Here is a 16,813-nt window from a genome sequence, read left to right as displayed (position 1 = left end):
AGTATGTATTTAATTTACATATTAAAGTTGTACGTTACGGTCCAGACGGATGCCCATTTTGCGTTCAAAGATGGAGGTCGTCAGATCGGTAACCCAGCCACGGAAGAAGTTGGTGAACAACCCAACCAGGAAGTAGCTAACAGCCAGCGGGCCGAGGGGTAAGCCCAGTGTGGTTAAACCACTGGCAATACCTAAGAACACGAACAACTCACCTGGGTTAATGTGTGGGAACAAACCATTCATTGAGTGGCAACTGTAAGAGGCGGCCGCGTAATAACTTGGTTTATATTTTTCTGGCATAAAACGCCCGAGACTTAAGGTCATCGGGTTACAAAATACAAAGGTACCGATCAGTGGCAGCAACAGGTAACGGGAAACAGGGTTACCGGCACAGCGTTGAGCCAATCGTTCAATCCTATCCTGACCAACAAACTTGATCAGTGCATTCATGATTACTAACAAACTGATTAATAAAGGTAAGATCCCGGTGACCATGCCAACAAAAACTTCGCCCCCTTTTTGGAAGAGTCCGATAAACCACTCGGCTCCATGGGTTATGAGTTCAATCATTTTTTTCTCCTGTAATCGAGGTTATGGCTGTTTTTATAAACTTTTGTTTTGAAAAGAAACTTCAGGAACCGCGTAATAAAGCGGTATTCAAAATACTGAGGTTCCAGCATGGACTTCAGCATCTTGTCTGTCGCCATGTGAACTACCATAATCATTTTTTAGATCTATTTATTGCATATGGATCACACTTTGAAAGTAAAACCTTTCAAAGTGAAAATTAAATGTAAAAGAAAAGAAGTTTGAAATGAAAGGTTTTTGCGTAAAAAAATGCGTTAACTCGAGCTAAAGCCAGGTCAACGTTGAGTTAGGCAGAGCGATAAGGGTAATAAAATCGAGAGGGATCATGGGCTAACTGAAGATAGCCCACGGATAGATATTTAGCCCAGCAGTTCACAATTTGGCGGCAGACGGCAGCCAATCGCATTGGGGATTATTTCGATACGGAAATGCTTGCCTGCCAGTGGTTCGCCATCCAGATTAAAAGTGATGTCATGGGGGGCTGTGATTTCCAGCCAAGGCAAGGTAGCCTCCACTACATTTTTATTTTTCTCACCACTGAACACGCTGGTCAGTAGGGCAGGAAGCAATTCCTCTGCGGTCAGCAACCGCAATTGCAGCAAGCCATCATTAACTAGCGCATCGGGGCAGAGAGGCTGTCCACCACCGGCTTGCCGACCGTTGCCGATACCTATTACCAGTGCATCACCCGCCCATTCGAAACCCGGCCCATGTATTTCACAACTGTCTGCTTTAATCGCATCCATACGCATCAGGCCATGAATAAAGTATGAAGCCCCACCCAGTACGGCTTTGAGTTTTTCCGGTGTCTCAGTGGTAATGCGGGTGCCAAAGCCACCGGTCGCCATATTGATAAAGTAGTGTTCGCTATTTACTCGCGCGATATCAATGGTGACCGCCCGGCCTTTGACTGCCAATTGAAATGCATTTTCTATGTGCAGGGGAATGTTACAACTGGTGGCAAAATCGTTGGCTGTACCTAAGGGCACAATACCTAAATTGGGGCGGTTGTAGGAGGGCAGGGCCATCAGCGCGCTGGCGACTTCATTAATAGTGCCATCTCCCCCGCCCGCAATTACCGTATCGACCCCCAGACCGGCAGCTTCGCCAACATAACGCTTCGCATCCCCGTGTTCCCAAGTGACTCGAACATGAAGCATAATGCCTTCATCACGCAAGTTCTTGACGGCATTGCGAACTTCAAGATTACCCGATTCCTTACCGTTCAAGATGAAAAGGGTACGTGGCATTGAGGTCATAACGTGCTCCAATCGTTTCTGCGATAGGAGTAACAGTAACCCATAGCTGTTTAATTTACCTATCCCCTTCTTACTTGAACTTGCAGGGGTGTTAGCGGCGTTCACTTACCCGAATCACTTACTTGAGTAAGTTCATCGGGATTAGTGAGGGGCTAGCATAAATGCAGCTCGAATCACTTGCTGGTAGTGGGTTTGGCTTCTTTAGCTATATGAGATTATTCCGACAATATTGCAAATATCAATTATCTTTAAGTTTAATAAAAAGAGGTTTTATTTTTGTTGGGATATTTATTTAACGGAGATAATTATTATTTGATGGTGAGGTTATTCATAAAACAGGCTTTCTTATTATTAGTTAATAGCTTAACAAGAATCATTAATAATAAAATTTAGGAAAAATTAATTGTAATCAGATGGATAGAGCCGTAAAAAGAAAAGGCCAGCCCAAGGGAGATTGGGCTAGCCAAGGAGGTGGTTCCTAGTCTTGCTGTAAAACTTTTTTAGTTCTTGATTGTACTCGAGCTATGCTACCCCAGCGTAATTATAATTGATGTGATCCATTTCTAATATTTGCTAAAAATGCCATCTTGGCGATGGCATTATTTTTTTATCGCTTTACGTTACGCTTTTTCATGGGGGTTTCGGCTATTTGTCCCATTTAGATTACGTACCAGTAAGCCATATTCCACGTTAATGTCCGCGGGGATGGGCAAATACATGATATGACCATTACCCGGTGCAATATCTGCCGGCTGACCTTTTTTATCTTGCATGCTGTCGAGAATAAACTGGATATTGCCGTTTGGTGTCATCAGCTCAACACTATCACCAACCGAGAATTTGTTTTTGACCACCACTTCAGCCAAGCCGTCACGACGCACTCCGGTAAACTCACCGACAAATTGCTGGCGCTCAGAAACTGAATAGCCGTAATCGTAAGTTTGTTGCTCTTCATGCACATGACGGCGCAGGAAGCCTTCGGTATAACCCCGGTGAGCCAAGCCTTCCAGTGTGGTCAACAAGGTTGGATCAAAAGGTTTACCCGCAACCGCATCATCGATAGCACGGCGGTAAACCTGTGCGGTACGGGCGCAATAGTAGAAGGATTTAGTCCGACCCTCAATTTTCAGTGAATGCACACCTAATTGCGTCAGGCGTTCCACATGTTGAATAGCGCGTAGGTCTTTTGAGTTCATGATGTAAGTGCCGTGCTCATCTTCGGTGGCGGTCATGTACTCACCAGGGCGCTGTGCTTCCTCAATCATAAACACTTTATCGGTCGGTGCACCGATACCCAGTGTTGGCTCGATATTCTTTACCGCAATCGGTTGGTGAATATGCACGATGTTGCCGATTTCATCTTCTTTGCCTTCCTGAACATTATATTCCCAGCGGCAGGCATTGGTGCAGGTTCCCTGATTCGGGTCGCGTTTATTGATATAACCAGATAGCAGGCAACGGCCGGAATAGGCCATGCACAGTGCGCCGTGGACAAAAATCTCCAGCTCCATATCAGGAACTTGTGCGCGTATTTCTGCAATTTCTTCCAGTGATAACTCGCGGGAGAGAATAACGCGGGTCAAACCCATCTGTTGCCAAAATTTGACGGTAGCCCAGTTGACGGCGTTAGCTTGTACTGACAGATGAATATCCATCTGCGGGAATGCCTCACGTACCATCATGATCAAGCCGGGATCCGACATAATCAGTGCATCCGGCCCCATATCGATCACCGGTTTTAAATCACGCAGAAAGGTTTTCAGTTTGGAGTTGTGGGGGGCAATATTCACGACCACATAGAAGCGCTTACCGAGGGCATGCGCTTCCTGAATACCTAATGCCAGGTTCTCGTGATTAAATTCATTATTACGCACCCGCAGGCTATAACGCGGTTGGCCGGCGTAAACCGCATCCGCCCCATAAGCAAAGGCATAACGCATGTTTTTAAGGGTACCGGCAGGCGATAATAATTCCGGGGTAAAAGGAATAGATGAAGACATATAAGTGGCTCTCAGTCTGAGTTCAAGTCAGAACCACGCCCGAAGGGGTGGTTAAAAGCCGGGGATTGTAACCTCGCCAATCATGAAAATCAGCCATTGCACAATTTTTGTAGGGTTTAAATGATCTGGATCAGTTTAAGCGGATTTTAATGTCTTAGAGCCTAAGGAAATAATCCGTTAATTGAGCAGTTTTTTGCACATAAATGCTGATTTATTCTTTTTATGAGCAGTTTTTTGCTCAAGAGGTGTTGGTGGCTAAACTAACGATACAGATCTTCAATCACGGTCTTTGGCATGATGCCGCAATACTGCATTAATTAAACGGCCTGAGGGGATCTGGCTCTCGCCTATCTATAATTTTGCCCCGATGAAAGCAGATCCTAAAGGTATTCCCAGAGTGACTCAATGGGACTCGCCCTATGAAGAGGGAGGGAATTTTGACTGGAAGGGCATTATTACTGAGTTATCTGATCTTGCTGACCCTGACCCTGACCCTGACCGTGTCTTTTTGGCATTCCAGCAAATGGCTGAAAATCTAATAGGTTTGAAGGCTCGTCTTAAAATGCGAGGAGTACCGGACAGCATTCTTAATATGCCGGGAATGGCTTTTGATTATTTGGATGAAAAATTACAACGCTGGGCACATTTATGAAAGTGAAACTTTCACCGCAAGAGCGTGAGAACTTGTTGCTGCTGTTACTAAGCCAGCTATTTAGTGAACAGATATCTACAGGGGAATTACTGCGCAAACTTAGAAAAGAGATGCTAACCATGTCTCAGGACGAGTTTTCATCTTTGGTTAATATCAGCCGACGTACTTTGTCTGATATTGAAACGGATAAAGGGGGCCAGACGTTATCTGTGCTTGGGCGTGTTTTTCGGCCTTTTGGTTTGAAAATAGGTTTATTACCACGTAACCAGCAGGTATTGAAAAAAATGCTGGAGAAAGAGTTTGCAGCGGTAACCGAAGATCAGAAACGTTTGAAGTGAGATGCGCGGTCACTCGCCCCGCGCAGGTACGTTTAAGCAACGAATGTAGGTAAAATAGCGCTATCAGATAAATAAAAATTACAGCGTCAAATCTTTAATTATGGTGGTCGGGCCATTTTTTATTACGGAGGCAATGCCTTTTTTGGCAGCAGCGTCAGAACTGTAGGATTCACTGACGCCAATAACCTGATGGTTTTTCGCTTTCAAAACGAAATAAGGTTCATTTTTGACGTTGTGCTTCAGCTCATATTGGCTTTCCAGTGGGGAGTTACTTTGCACTGATGATATGCCGTTTTCAGCCGAAGCCTTACTGGCGTACATCTCACTGGAGAGAATAGTTTCGCCATTGCTGGCTTTTAGATTGAAATAGTGCTGCCCATTCTTTGCCTTATTAAGCTCATAGTAACCCATGGTCATAGTGGTTCTCCTGTTGGTTGTGATACCTCTAATGAGTGTAGTCAACGTTGACCGGATGTCAGGTCAATGCGCCATGCACCACCAACATAACGCACCTTTGGCAAAGACGGCATTACAGTAAACGACAGATCTCTGCTTCCCAGCGATACCCCATACCGTACACTGCACGGATAAATGGCTTCTTGCCATCGAGTGATTCCAGCTTGCGCCGGAGATTTTTGATATGGCTATCGATAGTGCGATCCGTCACCACGCGGTAATCGTCATACAGATTATTCAGCAGTTGCTCACGGCTAAACACATGGCCTGGTTGGGTTGCCAGTATTTTCAGCAGACGAAATTCTGCCGGGGTCAATTCCAACTGATGGCCCAGATAACTGGCCTGAAAGCGGGATTCATCAATCAGCAGTGGCACCGTATCACTTGGCTGCTGCGGTAGCGGTCGGCAGCGGCGCAGAATGGTTTTGACCCGCGCCACCACTTCCCGCGGGCTATAGGGTTTGCAGATATAGTCGTCAGCACCGATCTCCAGCCCCAGTAATCGATCAATCTCTTCGGTTTTTGCCGTCACCATCATAATCGGCACATCAGAGAAACGGCGAATTTCTCGGCAAATGGTAATGCCATCGCTACCGGGTAACATTAAATCCAGCAAAATAATGGCCGGTGGCGACTGACGGACTGCCGCCACTACCTCGTCACCCCTGGTGAGCCATTGGGTCTGATAACCCGCAGCTTGCAGGTAATCGACCAATAACTGGCCGAGCTTCGGTTCATCTTCAACAATCAATACGGAGCCAGATTGGCTGGCAGACTGAAGCGGCTCGTGCATTACAATGAACTACCCTATGGAATGGAATAGCGGAAATACTACCGTAATCCGCAGGCCACCCAAAGGTGAATGTTCGGCGCTGATTTTGCCACCGTGGGCCTCGACAATATTGTGGCATATCGCCAGCCCTAGTCCTGAGCCACCGCTTGCGCGGTTACGTGAGCTTTCGGTGCGATAAAAACGCTCAAAAATACGTTGTAGCTGTTCATCACTAAGGCCCGGTTTACTGTCCTGCCAGTGTAGGGTTAATGCTTCTTCTTCTGGCAGTGCGATAATCTCAAGCTGCCCGCCTTCATTGGTATAACGCAGACTGTTTTCCAGTAAATTATGAAATAGCTGATTCAATCGGTCGGGGTCGCCGAACATTATTGCCTGTTCAGGCAGATGGGCGGTAATGGTGATATTTTTACTTTGGAAACGACCATGAAAGCTGGCGATAGCGATTTGTAACAGACGCACGGCATCCAGTTGGGTTTTACGGTAGGCCAGTGCACCACGATCTGAGAGCGATAACTGATGCAGGTCGTTGACCAGTTTGGTCAGAATTCCTACCTCGGCTTGCAGTGAGATCAAGGATTCAGGTGTTGGTTGGCGCACACCATCCTGTAGCGCCTCCAACTCGCCGCGCAATACCGCCAGTGGCGTGCGTAATTCATGCGAGACATCGGCCATAAAGTCGCGCCGCATTTGCTCGTTTTTCTCCAACGAACTGGCAAGTTGGTTAAAATCTTGTGCCAAACGGCCCAGTTCGTCACGGCTACTGACCGCCACTCGAGTGCTGAAATCACCGGCAGCTAAGCGGTGAGTACCTTCCACTAACCGTTTTACCGGTGCCAACATCCCGCGCGATAAAACCCAGGTCACCGCTGCCGCCAGCAGGGTTGATAAGCCGACAATAATCCAACTGGTGCGGCGCTGTTGCTGGTCAAAGTTAATATCTGCATTACGCGTCAGTTTTTCGGGGGGAGTGGACATCACCCAGCCCACCACGTTTTTATTCACCTTGATGGCGCGACGGCTAGCTTCTTTCGGCACCTGACCGGTGTGCCCGACCAGTAGATTATTGTGATTATCGACCACCCAGAACTGAGCGCGCCAGCCTCGTGGCGGCAGATTGCGGCTGTTATCACCGCTCTGCTCGAAAGAGCGCATGATCTGATAAATCACCTGATCATTATTACGCAGGAAATCCCAGTTACCGTAACGCTGATATTGCACCTCAAGCGCGTCTCCCAACATGGCGATACGTTGTTCATTGCTCTGTTTGATGTAATCAATGAATCCGCGCTCGAAGCTGGCTCTAACCCCCCAGTGCATGGTGATCAACACCAGCATGCAGGTAGCAAATATTGCCATAAACAGTTTTCCGGTAATGCCGATTCTCATTATGTTTTCACCTGTTCTATCGGTTGGCCGGTTTAATGGGTTGGCGGGCCAGATTACGATTGGTGCCGGTATCCGGCGGCACGCGATTAAATATCAGGGCGGGCAGAGCAATAATAATGGCCATACACATATAGCTGTACAAGAACGCGCTGTGGGTTGCCGGGGTATTGGTTACCACCTGATTATGTGCAAACACGCCCAACAATATCCCGGCGGTACTGACCCCCAGACTCATGGAGAGTTGCATCACCATCGACAGCAAGCTATTGCCGCTACTGGCAAGGCGGTTTGGTAAATCTTTCAGGGTTAAGGTATTCATGGTGGAGAAGCGCAGTGCGTTAACCATTCCCTGGAAAAATAGCACCACTGGCAGTAGCCATAGCCAGCCCATCAGTGCCACCAGCGGGAAGCTCAGACTAACCACCGCCAGCAGCAATGTCGCGCTGACCAACACTTGCCGGTAGCCGAAGCGGTTAACCACCTGCACGATAATTCGCTTCATGCCCATACTGCCGATAATCATCGGGATCATCATTAAACCTGCATGGAACGGCGTGAATCCCAGCCCGATTTGCAGGAAAACCGGGGTCATAAAGGGCAGCATGCCACTGCCAATGCGCGCAGTCATACTTGCAGTCAGGCCAAGGGCATAGGATTTGTTTTTGAACAATCTCAGTGAAAATAGCGCAGCGTTATTACCTCGGGCATGCCACCAATATCCGGCCAGAGCCAACATCCCAGACAAGACTAAACCCGCAATTGCCAGCGGTGGCAAACCCAGCCCTTTATGGCCATCTAACGCCAGTGTTAGGGTTGCCATGCCGATAGCCAGCATGATAAAGCCGCTGATATCAAAGCGACGGGTACGCATGGTGTAGTTAGGCATCAGCAGCAGAGTAGCTAACGCGCCAATCACCCCCACCGGTAGGTTGATCAAGAAGATCCAGTGCCAACTGGCGTATTCCACCAGAAATCCCCCCAGCGCCGGGCCAACCAATGGCCCAATCTGGCCGGGTAGGGTGACAAAGGCCATCGCCGACATATATTGTTCGCGTGGCACGATCTTCATCACCGTCAGGCGGCCCACGGGTACCATCATTGCGCCACCGACCCCTTGAATCACGCGAGAGGCGATAAGCTCATTCAGGGTTTCAGATTGCGCGCACATCAGTGAACCAAGGGTAAACAGAATGATTGCTGAGAAAAATACCCACTTAACCCCGACACGATCAGCCAACCACCCGCTAGCGGGCAGCATCACCGCCACCGTCAACACATACGACACAATGACCGATTGCATACGCAATGGGTTCTCACCCAAACTGGCCGCAATCGAGGGCAGGGCGGTATTGACGATGGTGGTATCCAGCGTCTGCATAAAGAAACCGAAGGCAACGATCCACAGTTGCCAGCGTATACTCGTCATCTTTCAACCTGCTGCTGTGTTGACTGCATTCGCTTACCCGAATCACTTACGGGTTTTGACCTTAAAATATAAGTCAGCTCATCGGGACTCTCTCGCTTGCCGCCTGGATATATCGCCATAGGCTATTCCAGCTTCATTAGCGGCTGCTTACTAAAGCGGCTACGTAATCGGTCAAAATAGAGGTAAACCACCGGTGTGGTATACAGTGTTAGCAATTGGCTCATTACCAGCCCACCGACAATGGTTATCCCCAGTGGTTGACGTAACTCTGCCCCATCACCACTGCTTAGCACTAGTGGCAGCGCCCCGAACAAGGCGGCCAATGTGGTCATTAGAATCGGCCGAAAGCGCAATAAACTGGCCTGAAAAATAGCATCGCGGGCGCTGAGATTGCCATTACGTTGCGCGTCGAGGGCAAAGTCCACCATCATAATGGCGTTCTTTTTCACGATACCAATCAATAGCATAATGCCAATAAGTGCGATCAGGCTAAAGGGGGCGTCGAACAGTTCTAGCGCCAGTAGCGCGCCCACCCCAGCAGAGGGCAGTGTGGACAGAATGGTCAGTGGATGAACATAGCTCTCATACAACATCCCGAGCACGATATACACCGTAGCGATAGCGGCCATAATCAGCCACAACTGCGATTTCAGTGTTTCCTGGAATACCTGTGCGGTACCAGTAAAGGTGCCGCGCACGGTGGCAGGCACCCCAAGTTCCGTCATTACCCGCTCAACGGCAGCGGTTGCTTCAGATAAACTGCCGCCTTCCGGTAAGTTAAATGAGATGGTCGAGGCGGCGGATAAGCCTTGATGATTAACCGACAGTGGCGCATTGGCCGGTTGCCACTTGGCGAAATAAGACAATGGAATTGACTGACCGCTGCTATTAATCACAAACATCTTATCGAGCGAACTGACATCCTGAGTGTATTGGGGGGCGACTTCCATTACCACTTTGTATTGGTTCAACGGTTGATAAATGGTGGAGATCTGCCGTTGACCAAAGGCGTTGTTTAACAGGGCATTGGCTGTGGACACATCAATCCCCAAGCGCGCCATGGTCTCGCGATCGTAAGTCAGTGCCATCTCCGAGCCTTTATCCTGCTGGTCAGAGTTAACATCTGCCAGCTCCGGCAATTTAGCCAGCGCGGCGCGGACTTTGGGTTCCCATTCACGTAGTGCGGCTAAATCGTCAGCTAACAGCGTAAATTGATAACTGGCGTTGGCTTGACGGCCACCGACGCGAATGTCCTGCACTGGTGCAAGGAACAGGCTCGCCCCCGGTTCTTTGGCTAGTTTGGCACGCAGACGAGTGATAATTTGCTGAGCGCTCTCACTGCGCTCACTCAAGGGTTTGAGCGAGATAAACATCGACCCGCTATTCGTGCGTGAGCCACCGGTGAAGCCGGTGACATTGTCGACCGCCGGATCATCGTTGACTATCTTCATGAAATCCTTCAGCTTCTGCTGCATCGACTGAAACGAAATACTTTGATCAGCTTGGATAAAGCCCATCATCCGGCCAGTATCCTGCTCGGGGAAAAAGGTTTTCGGGATACTGATATAGAGCCAAACATTGAGCGCGATAGTGGAAAGCAGCACCACCATCACCCAACGTGTATGACCCAGTACCCAATTGAGTGAGCGACCATAACCTTGCTGAATAGACAGCAGCATTTTACCAAACCCGCGAATCCGGGGTTGCTGACCAACCGGGTGTGATCGTAGCAAATGGGCGCACATCATTGGCGTCAACGTGAGGGAAATGACCAGTGAGATGCCGATAGCCACCGACAGTGTTATGGCAAACTCGCGGAATAAACGGCCCGGTAACCCTTCCATCAGCAGCAGTGGAATAAACACGGCCACCAGCGAAATACTCATCGACAACACGGTAAAGCCCACTTCGCGCACCCCGCGCAGGGCGGCGGCCATTGGTTTTACCCCCGCTTCCAGATGGCGGGAAATATTCTCCAGCACCACAATGGCATCATCAACTACGAAGCCGGTGGCGATGGTCAATGCCATCAATGACAAGTTATTCAGGCTAAAACCGCACAGATACATAGCGGTAAATGTTCCGATCAACGAAACCGGCACGGCAACCGCGGGAATAAGCGTGGCACGGCCGGAGCGCAGAAACAGGAATACCACCAGAATCACCAAAGCTACGGCTATCATCAATGAGCGCTCCACTTCATCTAACGAAGCACGAATGGTCGGCGAGCGATCTTGTGCAATAGTCAACTGAATTGAGGCGGGGATCGAGGCACGCAGGGCCGGAAGTTCTGCTCGGATCCGGTCGACGGTGGCGATAATATTTGCCCCCGGCTCGCGGCTGATTACTAACAGCACCGCCGGTTTGCCATCGGACATCCCGGCGTTACGCACATCTTGCACTGAGTCCACCACCGTGGCGACATCCTGTAGCCGTACCGCTGAACCATTGTTGTAATGAATTACCAGCGGGCGATAACCCTCTGCGGTTTTGATCTCATCATTGGCCTGCACCTGCCAGTGCTGTTGGCTGGAATCGATAGCGCCTTGTGGGCGGCGGACGTTGGCGGCGCTGATTGCTTGTCGCACTGCATCCAGCGAAACGCCTTGGTTAAACAGCGCACCAGGGTTCAATTCAACCCGCACCGCAGGCAGGGAACTGCCTCCCACCGAGACATCACTGACCCCCTCGGTTTGAGCAATTTTCTGCGCCAATTTGGTAGAGGCAAAATCATACAACTGACCTTGAGTAAAGGTATCCGAGGTCAGCGTCATTATCATGATGGGTGCATCCGACGGGTTCATCTTGCGATAGGTCGGGCGGTTTGGCATGCCGGTAGGTAGCAAGCTTTGCGCGGCATTAAGCGCTGCCTGCACATCACGGGCCGCACCGTTGATATCTCGATTAAGATCAAATTGCAGAATGATCCGCGTGCTGCCCAATGAACTGGTAGAGGTCATTTCATTGACGCCCGCAATTCTGCCCAGAGCGCGTTCCAGCGGTGTGGCAATTGAGGACGCCATGGTCTCAGGATCGGCCCCTGGCATCGATGCACTCACCGAAATCACCGGATAATCCACCTGCGGCAGCGGTGATACCGGCAATAAGCTAAAACCGATAATTCCGCTGAGGGTGATAGCCAGTGTCAGCAGGGTGGTAGCCACCGGGCGATGGATGAACAGAGCGAAGAATTTCACGGCTGCTCCTGCCCATGGGGTAATTCAGGTGTGTCAGTATCCTGATGGTGATAGCGATTTTTGCCATGGGAGTTGCGTGCCAGTTTATCGAACAACAGATAGATAACCGGGGTGGTAAACAGGGTTAGTACCTGACTGACAATCAGCCCGCCGACCATACACACACCCAGCGGTTGGCGTAGCTCGGCCCCGGCCCCGGTACTGAGCATTAATGGCAATGCACCAAACAGCGCTGCCAATGTGGTCATCAGAATGGGGCGGAAACGTAACAAGCACGCCTGATAGATAGCATCATACGGGGTCATCCCCTGATCCCGTTCTGCGGCCAGTGCAAAGTCGATCATCATGATGGCATTCTTCTTCACAATCCCGATCAGCAGAATAATGCCGATAATGGCAATCACATCCAGCTCATTGCCGGTCAGCATCAGCGCCAGCAAGGCACCGACACCGGCGGTGGGCAGAGTTGACAAGATAGTGACCGGATGAATAAAGCTTTCATATAACACGCCGAGCACGATATACATCGCCACAATCGCGGCGATAATCAGCCACAGCGTGCTACCGAGTGCGGCCTGAAATGCCAGCGTAGAGCCTTGGAAGCGGGTGGTGATATCCGCCGGTAGCTGAATTGCCTGCTCAGCTTGTGTCACCGCGTTTACCCCCTCACCCAAGGAATATCCCGGCGCCAGATTGAAGGAGATAGTGGCTGACGGGAATTGATTCAAATGGTTAATCGATAATGGCCCGAAGCGCTCCTCAATGGTGGCAATACTGCTCAGCGGCACCCCTTTACCGTCGCTGCCGGTCAGGCGGATATCGTTAAACGCCGCCAACCCCGGCGTGGCCTGCACGTCATGTTCCAGCACCACGCGGTATTGGTTGGCTTGGGTATAAATGGTGGAAATCAGGCGTTGACCGAAGGCGTTATATAGCGCGCTGTCGATAGCCGCCATCGTGATACCTAAACGGCTGGCGCTATCACGATCGACATTAACAAACGCCACCAATCCTCGATCCTGCCAATCACTGGTGACATCCTGGAAGGGAGCTTGTTGCTGCAACTGACTAACCAGCTTCGGTACCCAAGTGCTCAACTCCTCAAGTGTCGTGGCTTGCAGGGTGAACTGATATTGTGTCCGGCTCAGTTGCGTATCAATGGTCAGATCCTGTACCGGCTGTAAGTAAAGTTTAATCCCCGGGACGCCGGTAACGCTTTCCTGTAAGCGGGTAATGATCTGTGGAATGCGATCGTCACGGCTGTTAAGTGGTTTAAGGTTAATCTGCAACCGGCCATTGTTCAGCGTGGCATTGGTACCGTCAACGCCGACAAATGAGGTCAAGCTTTCTACCGCTGGATCTTTAAGGATAATGGCGGCCACTTGTTGCTGGCGTTCCGCCATATTACTGAATGAAACGGATTGCGGTGCTTCCAGGGTTCCTTGAATCAGACCATTGTCTTGCAACGGGAAGAAACCTTTCGGCATCAGCAGGTAAAGCAGCACCGTCAGGACCAGTGTGCTCACCGCTACGCCCAATGTTATCCATTGATGATTAAGCACTTTTTTTAGTGCCACGGCGTAATGGGCGATCACCCAGTTAAAGAACTTCTCACTGGCGCGTGACAGGCGGTTTTGCTTACGCAGTGACTCATAACTGAGCATCCGCGCGCACATCATTGGGGTCAGGGTCAGCGAAACTACCGCTGAAATCAAGATCGCCACCGCCAGTGTTACGGCAAATTCGCGGAACAGCCGGCCCACGATATCGCCCATAAACAGCAACGGAATCAACACTGCAATTAATGAGAAGGTGAGTGAAATAATGGTAAAGCCAATCTCACCGGCCCCTTTTAGTGCCGCATCCAGCGGTCTCTCGCCTTTTTCGATATAACGGGAGATATTCTCTATCACCACGATGGCGTCATCGACCACAAAGCCGGTGGCAATGGTCAGCGCCATTAACGTCAGGTTATTGATTGAAAACCCGAGAAAATACATCGCCGCAAAGGTCCCAATCAGTGATAGCGGTACTGCGACACTGGGGATAATGGTGGCGGCGGCATTGCGCAGAAACAGATAAATCACCATCACCACCAGCACAATGGCGAGCAATAACTCAAACTGCACATCACTGACGGAGGCGCGGATGGTGGTGGTACGATCGGTGAGTACCTTGACATCAACCGACTTGGGCAAGCTTTTGATCAACTCCGGCAGCATCTCGCGAATACTGTCTGCGGTGGCAATGACGTTGACCCCCGGCTGGCGCTGGATATTCAACACAATCGCCTGCTGGGTATTGGCCCACGCAGCCAGTTTGTTATTTTCCGCGCCCTGCTCAATGGTGGCGACATCCTGCAAGCGGATCGGCGCTCCATTTTGGTATGCAATGATCAGATCACGGTAATCCTCGGCAGATTTCATCTGGTCATTAGCCGACAATGTCACCGAACGGGTGGGGCCATCGAGGCTACCCTTGGCGGAATTGACGTTAGCATTGCTGATGGCAGTACGAATGGTTTCGCTGTCCAGCCCCAATGCGGCGACCGCTGGGGCATTCAGTTTCACCCGCACGGCGGGGCGCTGTCCGCCGGAAATAGTGACCAGACCGACCCCGGTGACTTGCGATATTTTCTGCGCAATCCGGGTTTCGACCATATCTTCTACTTGCGTCATCGGGATGGCAGTGGAGGTCACAGCCAAGGTCATAATCGGCGGATCAGCCGGATTCACTTTGCTGTAAATCGGGGGATAAGGTAGGTCATTGGGCAGTAGATTGGTGGCGGAGTTAATGGCAGCCTGCACCTCTTGCTCTGCTACATCCAGTGGCAAGGTAAGCTGGAATTGCAGCGTAATCACTGACGCACCACCCGAACTTTGTGATGCCATCTGCTTGAGGCCGGACATTTGGCCAAACTGGCGCTCCAGTGGCGCGGTAATGGATGATGTCACCACATCCGGGCTGGCCCCAGGATAGAGTGTCACGACCTGAATCGTCGGGTAATCAACCTCCGGCAGGGCAGAAACCGGCAGTGCGCGGTAGCCGAGAATCCCGGCCAGCAGAATGGCAATCATAAATAATGTGGTGGCAACCGGGCGTAGGATAAACAGCCGTGACGGCCCGCCACCAGGTGTTGGAGGCATCACTTGCATCAGGATTTCTCCGCAGGAACAGTGTTACTCGCCGCTCTTGTGCCCCGATGTGTGGCTTTCTCCCCCGTGGCTGCTTTCTCTGCGACACCCGTTTGGTTTGCTGCTGCGGCCCGTGGTGTTACTACTTCGACCTGTAAGCCTTCGGTCAGGCGATCAATACCGTCAGTGACCACGCGTTGACCTGCATTGAGGCCGGCGCTAATAACCACTTGTTTGCTGTCTTGAATACCGGTAGTGACCAGATGCTTACTGACTTTATTCTCATCATTTAGGGTCCAGACAAAGCTCCCTTCGTTGCCCATTTGTACGGCGGCGGTTGGCACCACCACGGCATTTTGCAGTAAATCTACTTTGATACGGGCGTTAACAAACTGGTTGGGGAACAGGATGTCATCGTCATTGGCAAAGCGTGCTTTCAGCTTAATGGTGCCGGTGGTGGTATCAATTTGGTTATCAATACTGAGCAAATAGCCCTGTGCCAGTCGCTGTTTATTGGTGCGATCCCAAGCTTCTACTGGCACGGTAGTGTTATTTTTGGCCGCATTTTTCTGCGCTTGCATGATGGCGGGGATATCGCTTTCTGGCAGCGTAAAGACCACATCAACCGGATGTGTCTGAGTGATCACCACTATGGGGGCTGTGGTACCGCTGGTAATGTAATTACCGACATCGACCTGTTTTAGCCCCACTTTGCCAGATATGGGGGCGGTAATTCGGCTATAAGCCAGTTGCAGTTTGGCACTGTCGATAGCGCCTTGATCGGCTTTAACACTGCCTTCACTTTGGCGCACTAATGAGGCTTGAGTATCGAGCTCTTGTTGTGAAATGACCCCGGTTTTCACCAGTTTTTGGTAGCGGGCCAAATCACGGCGGGCATTGTCCAGCGTGGCCTGATCCTTTGCCAGTTGGCCCTGTGCTTGGGTCAGTTGTACCTGATAAGGGCGCGGGTCGATCTCCACCAGTAAGTCACCGGCGTTGACCTGTTGCCCTTCAGTAAAGTGGATTGCCATTAATTGGCCATCGACCCGGCTGGTCACGGTGACGGTATTGGCGGCAATCACGGTACCTAGGCCGGTAAGATAACGGGGTACGGCTTGTTCGGTGGCTGTGGCCGCCTGTACCGGCGACATGGGCATATTACGTCGGCCACCGGTGCGGGCTGTTGTCGTCCCGCCAGCGGTGTGCTGCGCACCTGGCGCGGTGTTGGTGGCGGCCGCGCTAAAATAGCGCCAGGCAAATATAGCAACAGTAATCGCCACCACCGCCCCGAGTAACATCAGTACCCTGGAAGTGCGTTTGGATTGAGCTTTCATGATGGCGGGAGTCCTTTTTGTTTATTTTGTTATGCGCACATAGATGCAATCAATTGGGTATTGATATGTTACTAGTTTAGCGGGGATTTACCGGATAAAAATGGAGGAAATATGGAAGTAGTGTCAGGGTATGTGGGATTTTGGTTTTTATAATTTTAGGATTCAAAACTGATAGGGTTTGGTTGCGGTTGATATTCGATTAAGTGATGTGATCTGTTTCTTGATTACCCACTGCGCAGTGGGTAATCAA

12 protein-coding genes are annotated in these 16,813 nt (G+C 50.4%); 2 read left to right on the top strand and 10 right to left on the bottom strand.

Going from position 1 to position 16,813, the window contains the following annotated elements:
* Positions 1-21 precede the first annotated feature (21 nt).
* The 3 genes from Q2T71_RS15225 to yegQ form a co-directional block, all read right to left on the bottom strand.
* On the bottom strand, positions 22-570 hold the full coding sequence (locus tag Q2T71_RS15225; protein WP_004877312.1) for a PTS glucitol/sorbitol transporter subunit IIC: 549 nt from the start codon (positions 568-570) through the stop codon (positions 22-24).
* 377 nt (positions 571-947) lie between these two features.
* Positions 948-1,838, bottom strand: coding sequence for a lipid kinase YegS (yegS, locus tag Q2T71_RS15220; protein ID WP_372559937.1), 891 nt, complete (start codon positions 1,836-1,838; stop codon positions 948-950).
* Between the two features lie 629 nt (positions 1,839-2,467).
* The gene (gene yegQ / locus Q2T71_RS15215; protein ID WP_372559645.1) at positions 2,468-3,847 is read right to left on the bottom strand and encodes a tRNA 5-hydroxyuridine modification protein YegQ; all 1,380 of its coding nucleotides are present in this window, start codon (positions 3,845-3,847) and stop codon (positions 2,468-2,470) included.
* Between the two features lie 367 nt (positions 3,848-4,214).
* On the opposite strand from yegQ, the gene Q2T71_RS15210 reads away from it, so the two are divergent.
* Both Q2T71_RS15210 and Q2T71_RS15205 read left to right on the top strand, forming a co-directional pair.
* Positions 4,215-4,499 carry a hypothetical protein gene (locus Q2T71_RS15210; RefSeq protein WP_372559644.1) on the top strand — a complete coding sequence of 95 codons (285 nt, stop codon included), beginning with the start codon at positions 4,215-4,217 and terminating at the stop codon, positions 4,497-4,499.
* Positions 4,496-4,837, top strand: a complete 342-nt coding sequence (locus Q2T71_RS15205; protein WP_372559643.1) for a helix-turn-helix transcriptional regulator — start codon at positions 4,496-4,498, stop codon at positions 4,835-4,837. Before Q2T71_RS15210 ends, Q2T71_RS15205 begins: the two co-directional genes overlap by 4 nt.
* 78 nt (positions 4,838-4,915) lie before the next feature.
* On the opposite strand, the gene Q2T71_RS15200 is transcribed toward Q2T71_RS15205, so the two are convergent.
* The 7 genes from Q2T71_RS15200 to Q2T71_RS15170 form a co-directional block, all read right to left on the bottom strand.
* Complete coding sequence (locus Q2T71_RS15200) at positions 4,916-5,254, bottom strand: YegP family protein (RefSeq protein ID WP_372559642.1); 339 nt, start codon at positions 5,252-5,254, stop codon at positions 4,916-4,918.
* A gap of 112 nt (positions 5,255-5,366) precedes the next feature.
* Entirely contained in the window at positions 5,367-6,086 is a 720-nt protein-coding gene (gene baeR / locus Q2T71_RS15195) for a two-component system response regulator BaeR (RefSeq protein ID WP_083163251.1), read from the bottom strand.
* A 9-nt stretch (positions 6,087-6,095) separates the two neighbouring features.
* On the bottom strand, positions 6,096-7,472 hold the full coding sequence (gene baeS, locus Q2T71_RS15190) for a two-component system sensor histidine kinase BaeS (protein ID WP_372559641.1): 1,377 nt from the start codon (positions 7,470-7,472) through the stop codon (positions 6,096-6,098).
* Between the two features lie 16 nt (positions 7,473-7,488).
* Entirely contained in the window at positions 7,489-8,898 is a 1,410-nt protein-coding gene (locus Q2T71_RS15185) for an MFS transporter (protein WP_372559640.1), read from the bottom strand.
* Between the two features lie 122 nt (positions 8,899-9,020).
* Positions 9,021-12,095: a multidrug efflux RND transporter permease subunit MdtC gene (gene mdtC / locus Q2T71_RS15180; RefSeq protein WP_372559639.1), complete on the bottom strand. Its 3,075-nt coding sequence runs from the start codon at positions 12,093-12,095 to the stop codon at positions 9,021-9,023.
* The gene (locus Q2T71_RS15175) at positions 12,092-15,250 is read right to left on the bottom strand and encodes an MdtB/MuxB family multidrug efflux RND transporter permease subunit (RefSeq protein WP_372559638.1); all 3,159 of its coding nucleotides are present in this window, start codon (positions 15,248-15,250) and stop codon (positions 12,092-12,094) included. The genes mdtC and Q2T71_RS15175 overlap by 4 nt, the downstream gene beginning before the upstream one ends.
* Positions 15,250-16,563 (bottom strand): MdtA/MuxA family multidrug efflux RND transporter periplasmic adaptor subunit, encoded by a 1,314-nt coding sequence (locus tag Q2T71_RS15170; RefSeq protein WP_372559637.1) that lies wholly within the window; start codon positions 16,561-16,563, stop codon positions 15,250-15,252. The genes Q2T71_RS15175 and Q2T71_RS15170 overlap by 1 nt, the downstream gene beginning before the upstream one ends.
* Between the last annotated feature and the right edge of the window lie 250 nt (positions 16,564-16,813).

Origin of the sequence: Yersinia sp. 1652 StPb PI, assembly GCF_041538345.1 — a bacterium.
In the GTDB taxonomy this organism is placed as follows: domain Bacteria; phylum Pseudomonadota; class Gammaproteobacteria; order Enterobacterales; family Enterobacteriaceae; genus Yersinia; species Yersinia enterocolitica_E.
This window is presented reverse-complemented; position numbering and strand designations above follow the sequence as displayed.

Bases quoted from the DNA above. Each gene is read 5' to 3' on its own strand.
- Q2T71_RS15225 (WP_004877312.1), bottom strand. From the start codon at position 570: ATGATTGAACTCATAACCCATGGAGCCGAGTGGTTTATCGGACTCTTC.
- Q2T71_RS15200 (WP_372559642.1), bottom strand. From the start codon at position 5,254: ATGACCATGGGTTACTATGAGCTTAATAAGGCAAAGAATGGGCAGCAC.
- Q2T71_RS15210 (WP_372559644.1), top strand. From the start codon at position 4,215: ATGAAAGCAGATCCTAAAGGTATTCCCAGAGTGACTCAATGGGACTCG.
- yegQ (WP_372559645.1), bottom strand. From the start codon at position 3,847: ATGTCTTCATCTATTCCTTTTACCCCGGAATTATTATCGCCTGCCGGT.
- Q2T71_RS15170 (WP_372559637.1), bottom strand. From the start codon at position 16,563: ATGAAAGCTCAATCCAAACGCACTTCCAGGGTACTGATGTTACTCGGG.
- Q2T71_RS15205 (WP_372559643.1), top strand. From the start codon at position 4,496: ATGAAAGTGAAACTTTCACCGCAAGAGCGTGAGAACTTGTTGCTGCTG.
- baeR (WP_083163251.1), bottom strand. From the start codon at position 6,086: ATGCACGAGCCGCTTCAGTCTGCCAGCCAATCTGGCTCCGTATTGATT.
- yegS (WP_372559937.1), bottom strand. From the start codon at position 1,838: ATGCCACGTACCCTTTTCATCTTGAACGGTAAGGAATCGGGTAATCTT.
- Q2T71_RS15185 (WP_372559640.1), bottom strand. From the start codon at position 8,898: ATGACGAGTATACGCTGGCAACTGTGGATCGTTGCCTTCGGTTTCTTT.
- Q2T71_RS15175 (WP_372559638.1), bottom strand. From the start codon at position 15,250: ATGCAAGTGATGCCTCCAACACCTGGTGGCGGGCCGTCACGGCTGTTT.
- baeS (WP_372559641.1), bottom strand. From the start codon at position 7,472: ATGAGAATCGGCATTACCGGAAAACTGTTTATGGCAATATTTGCTACC.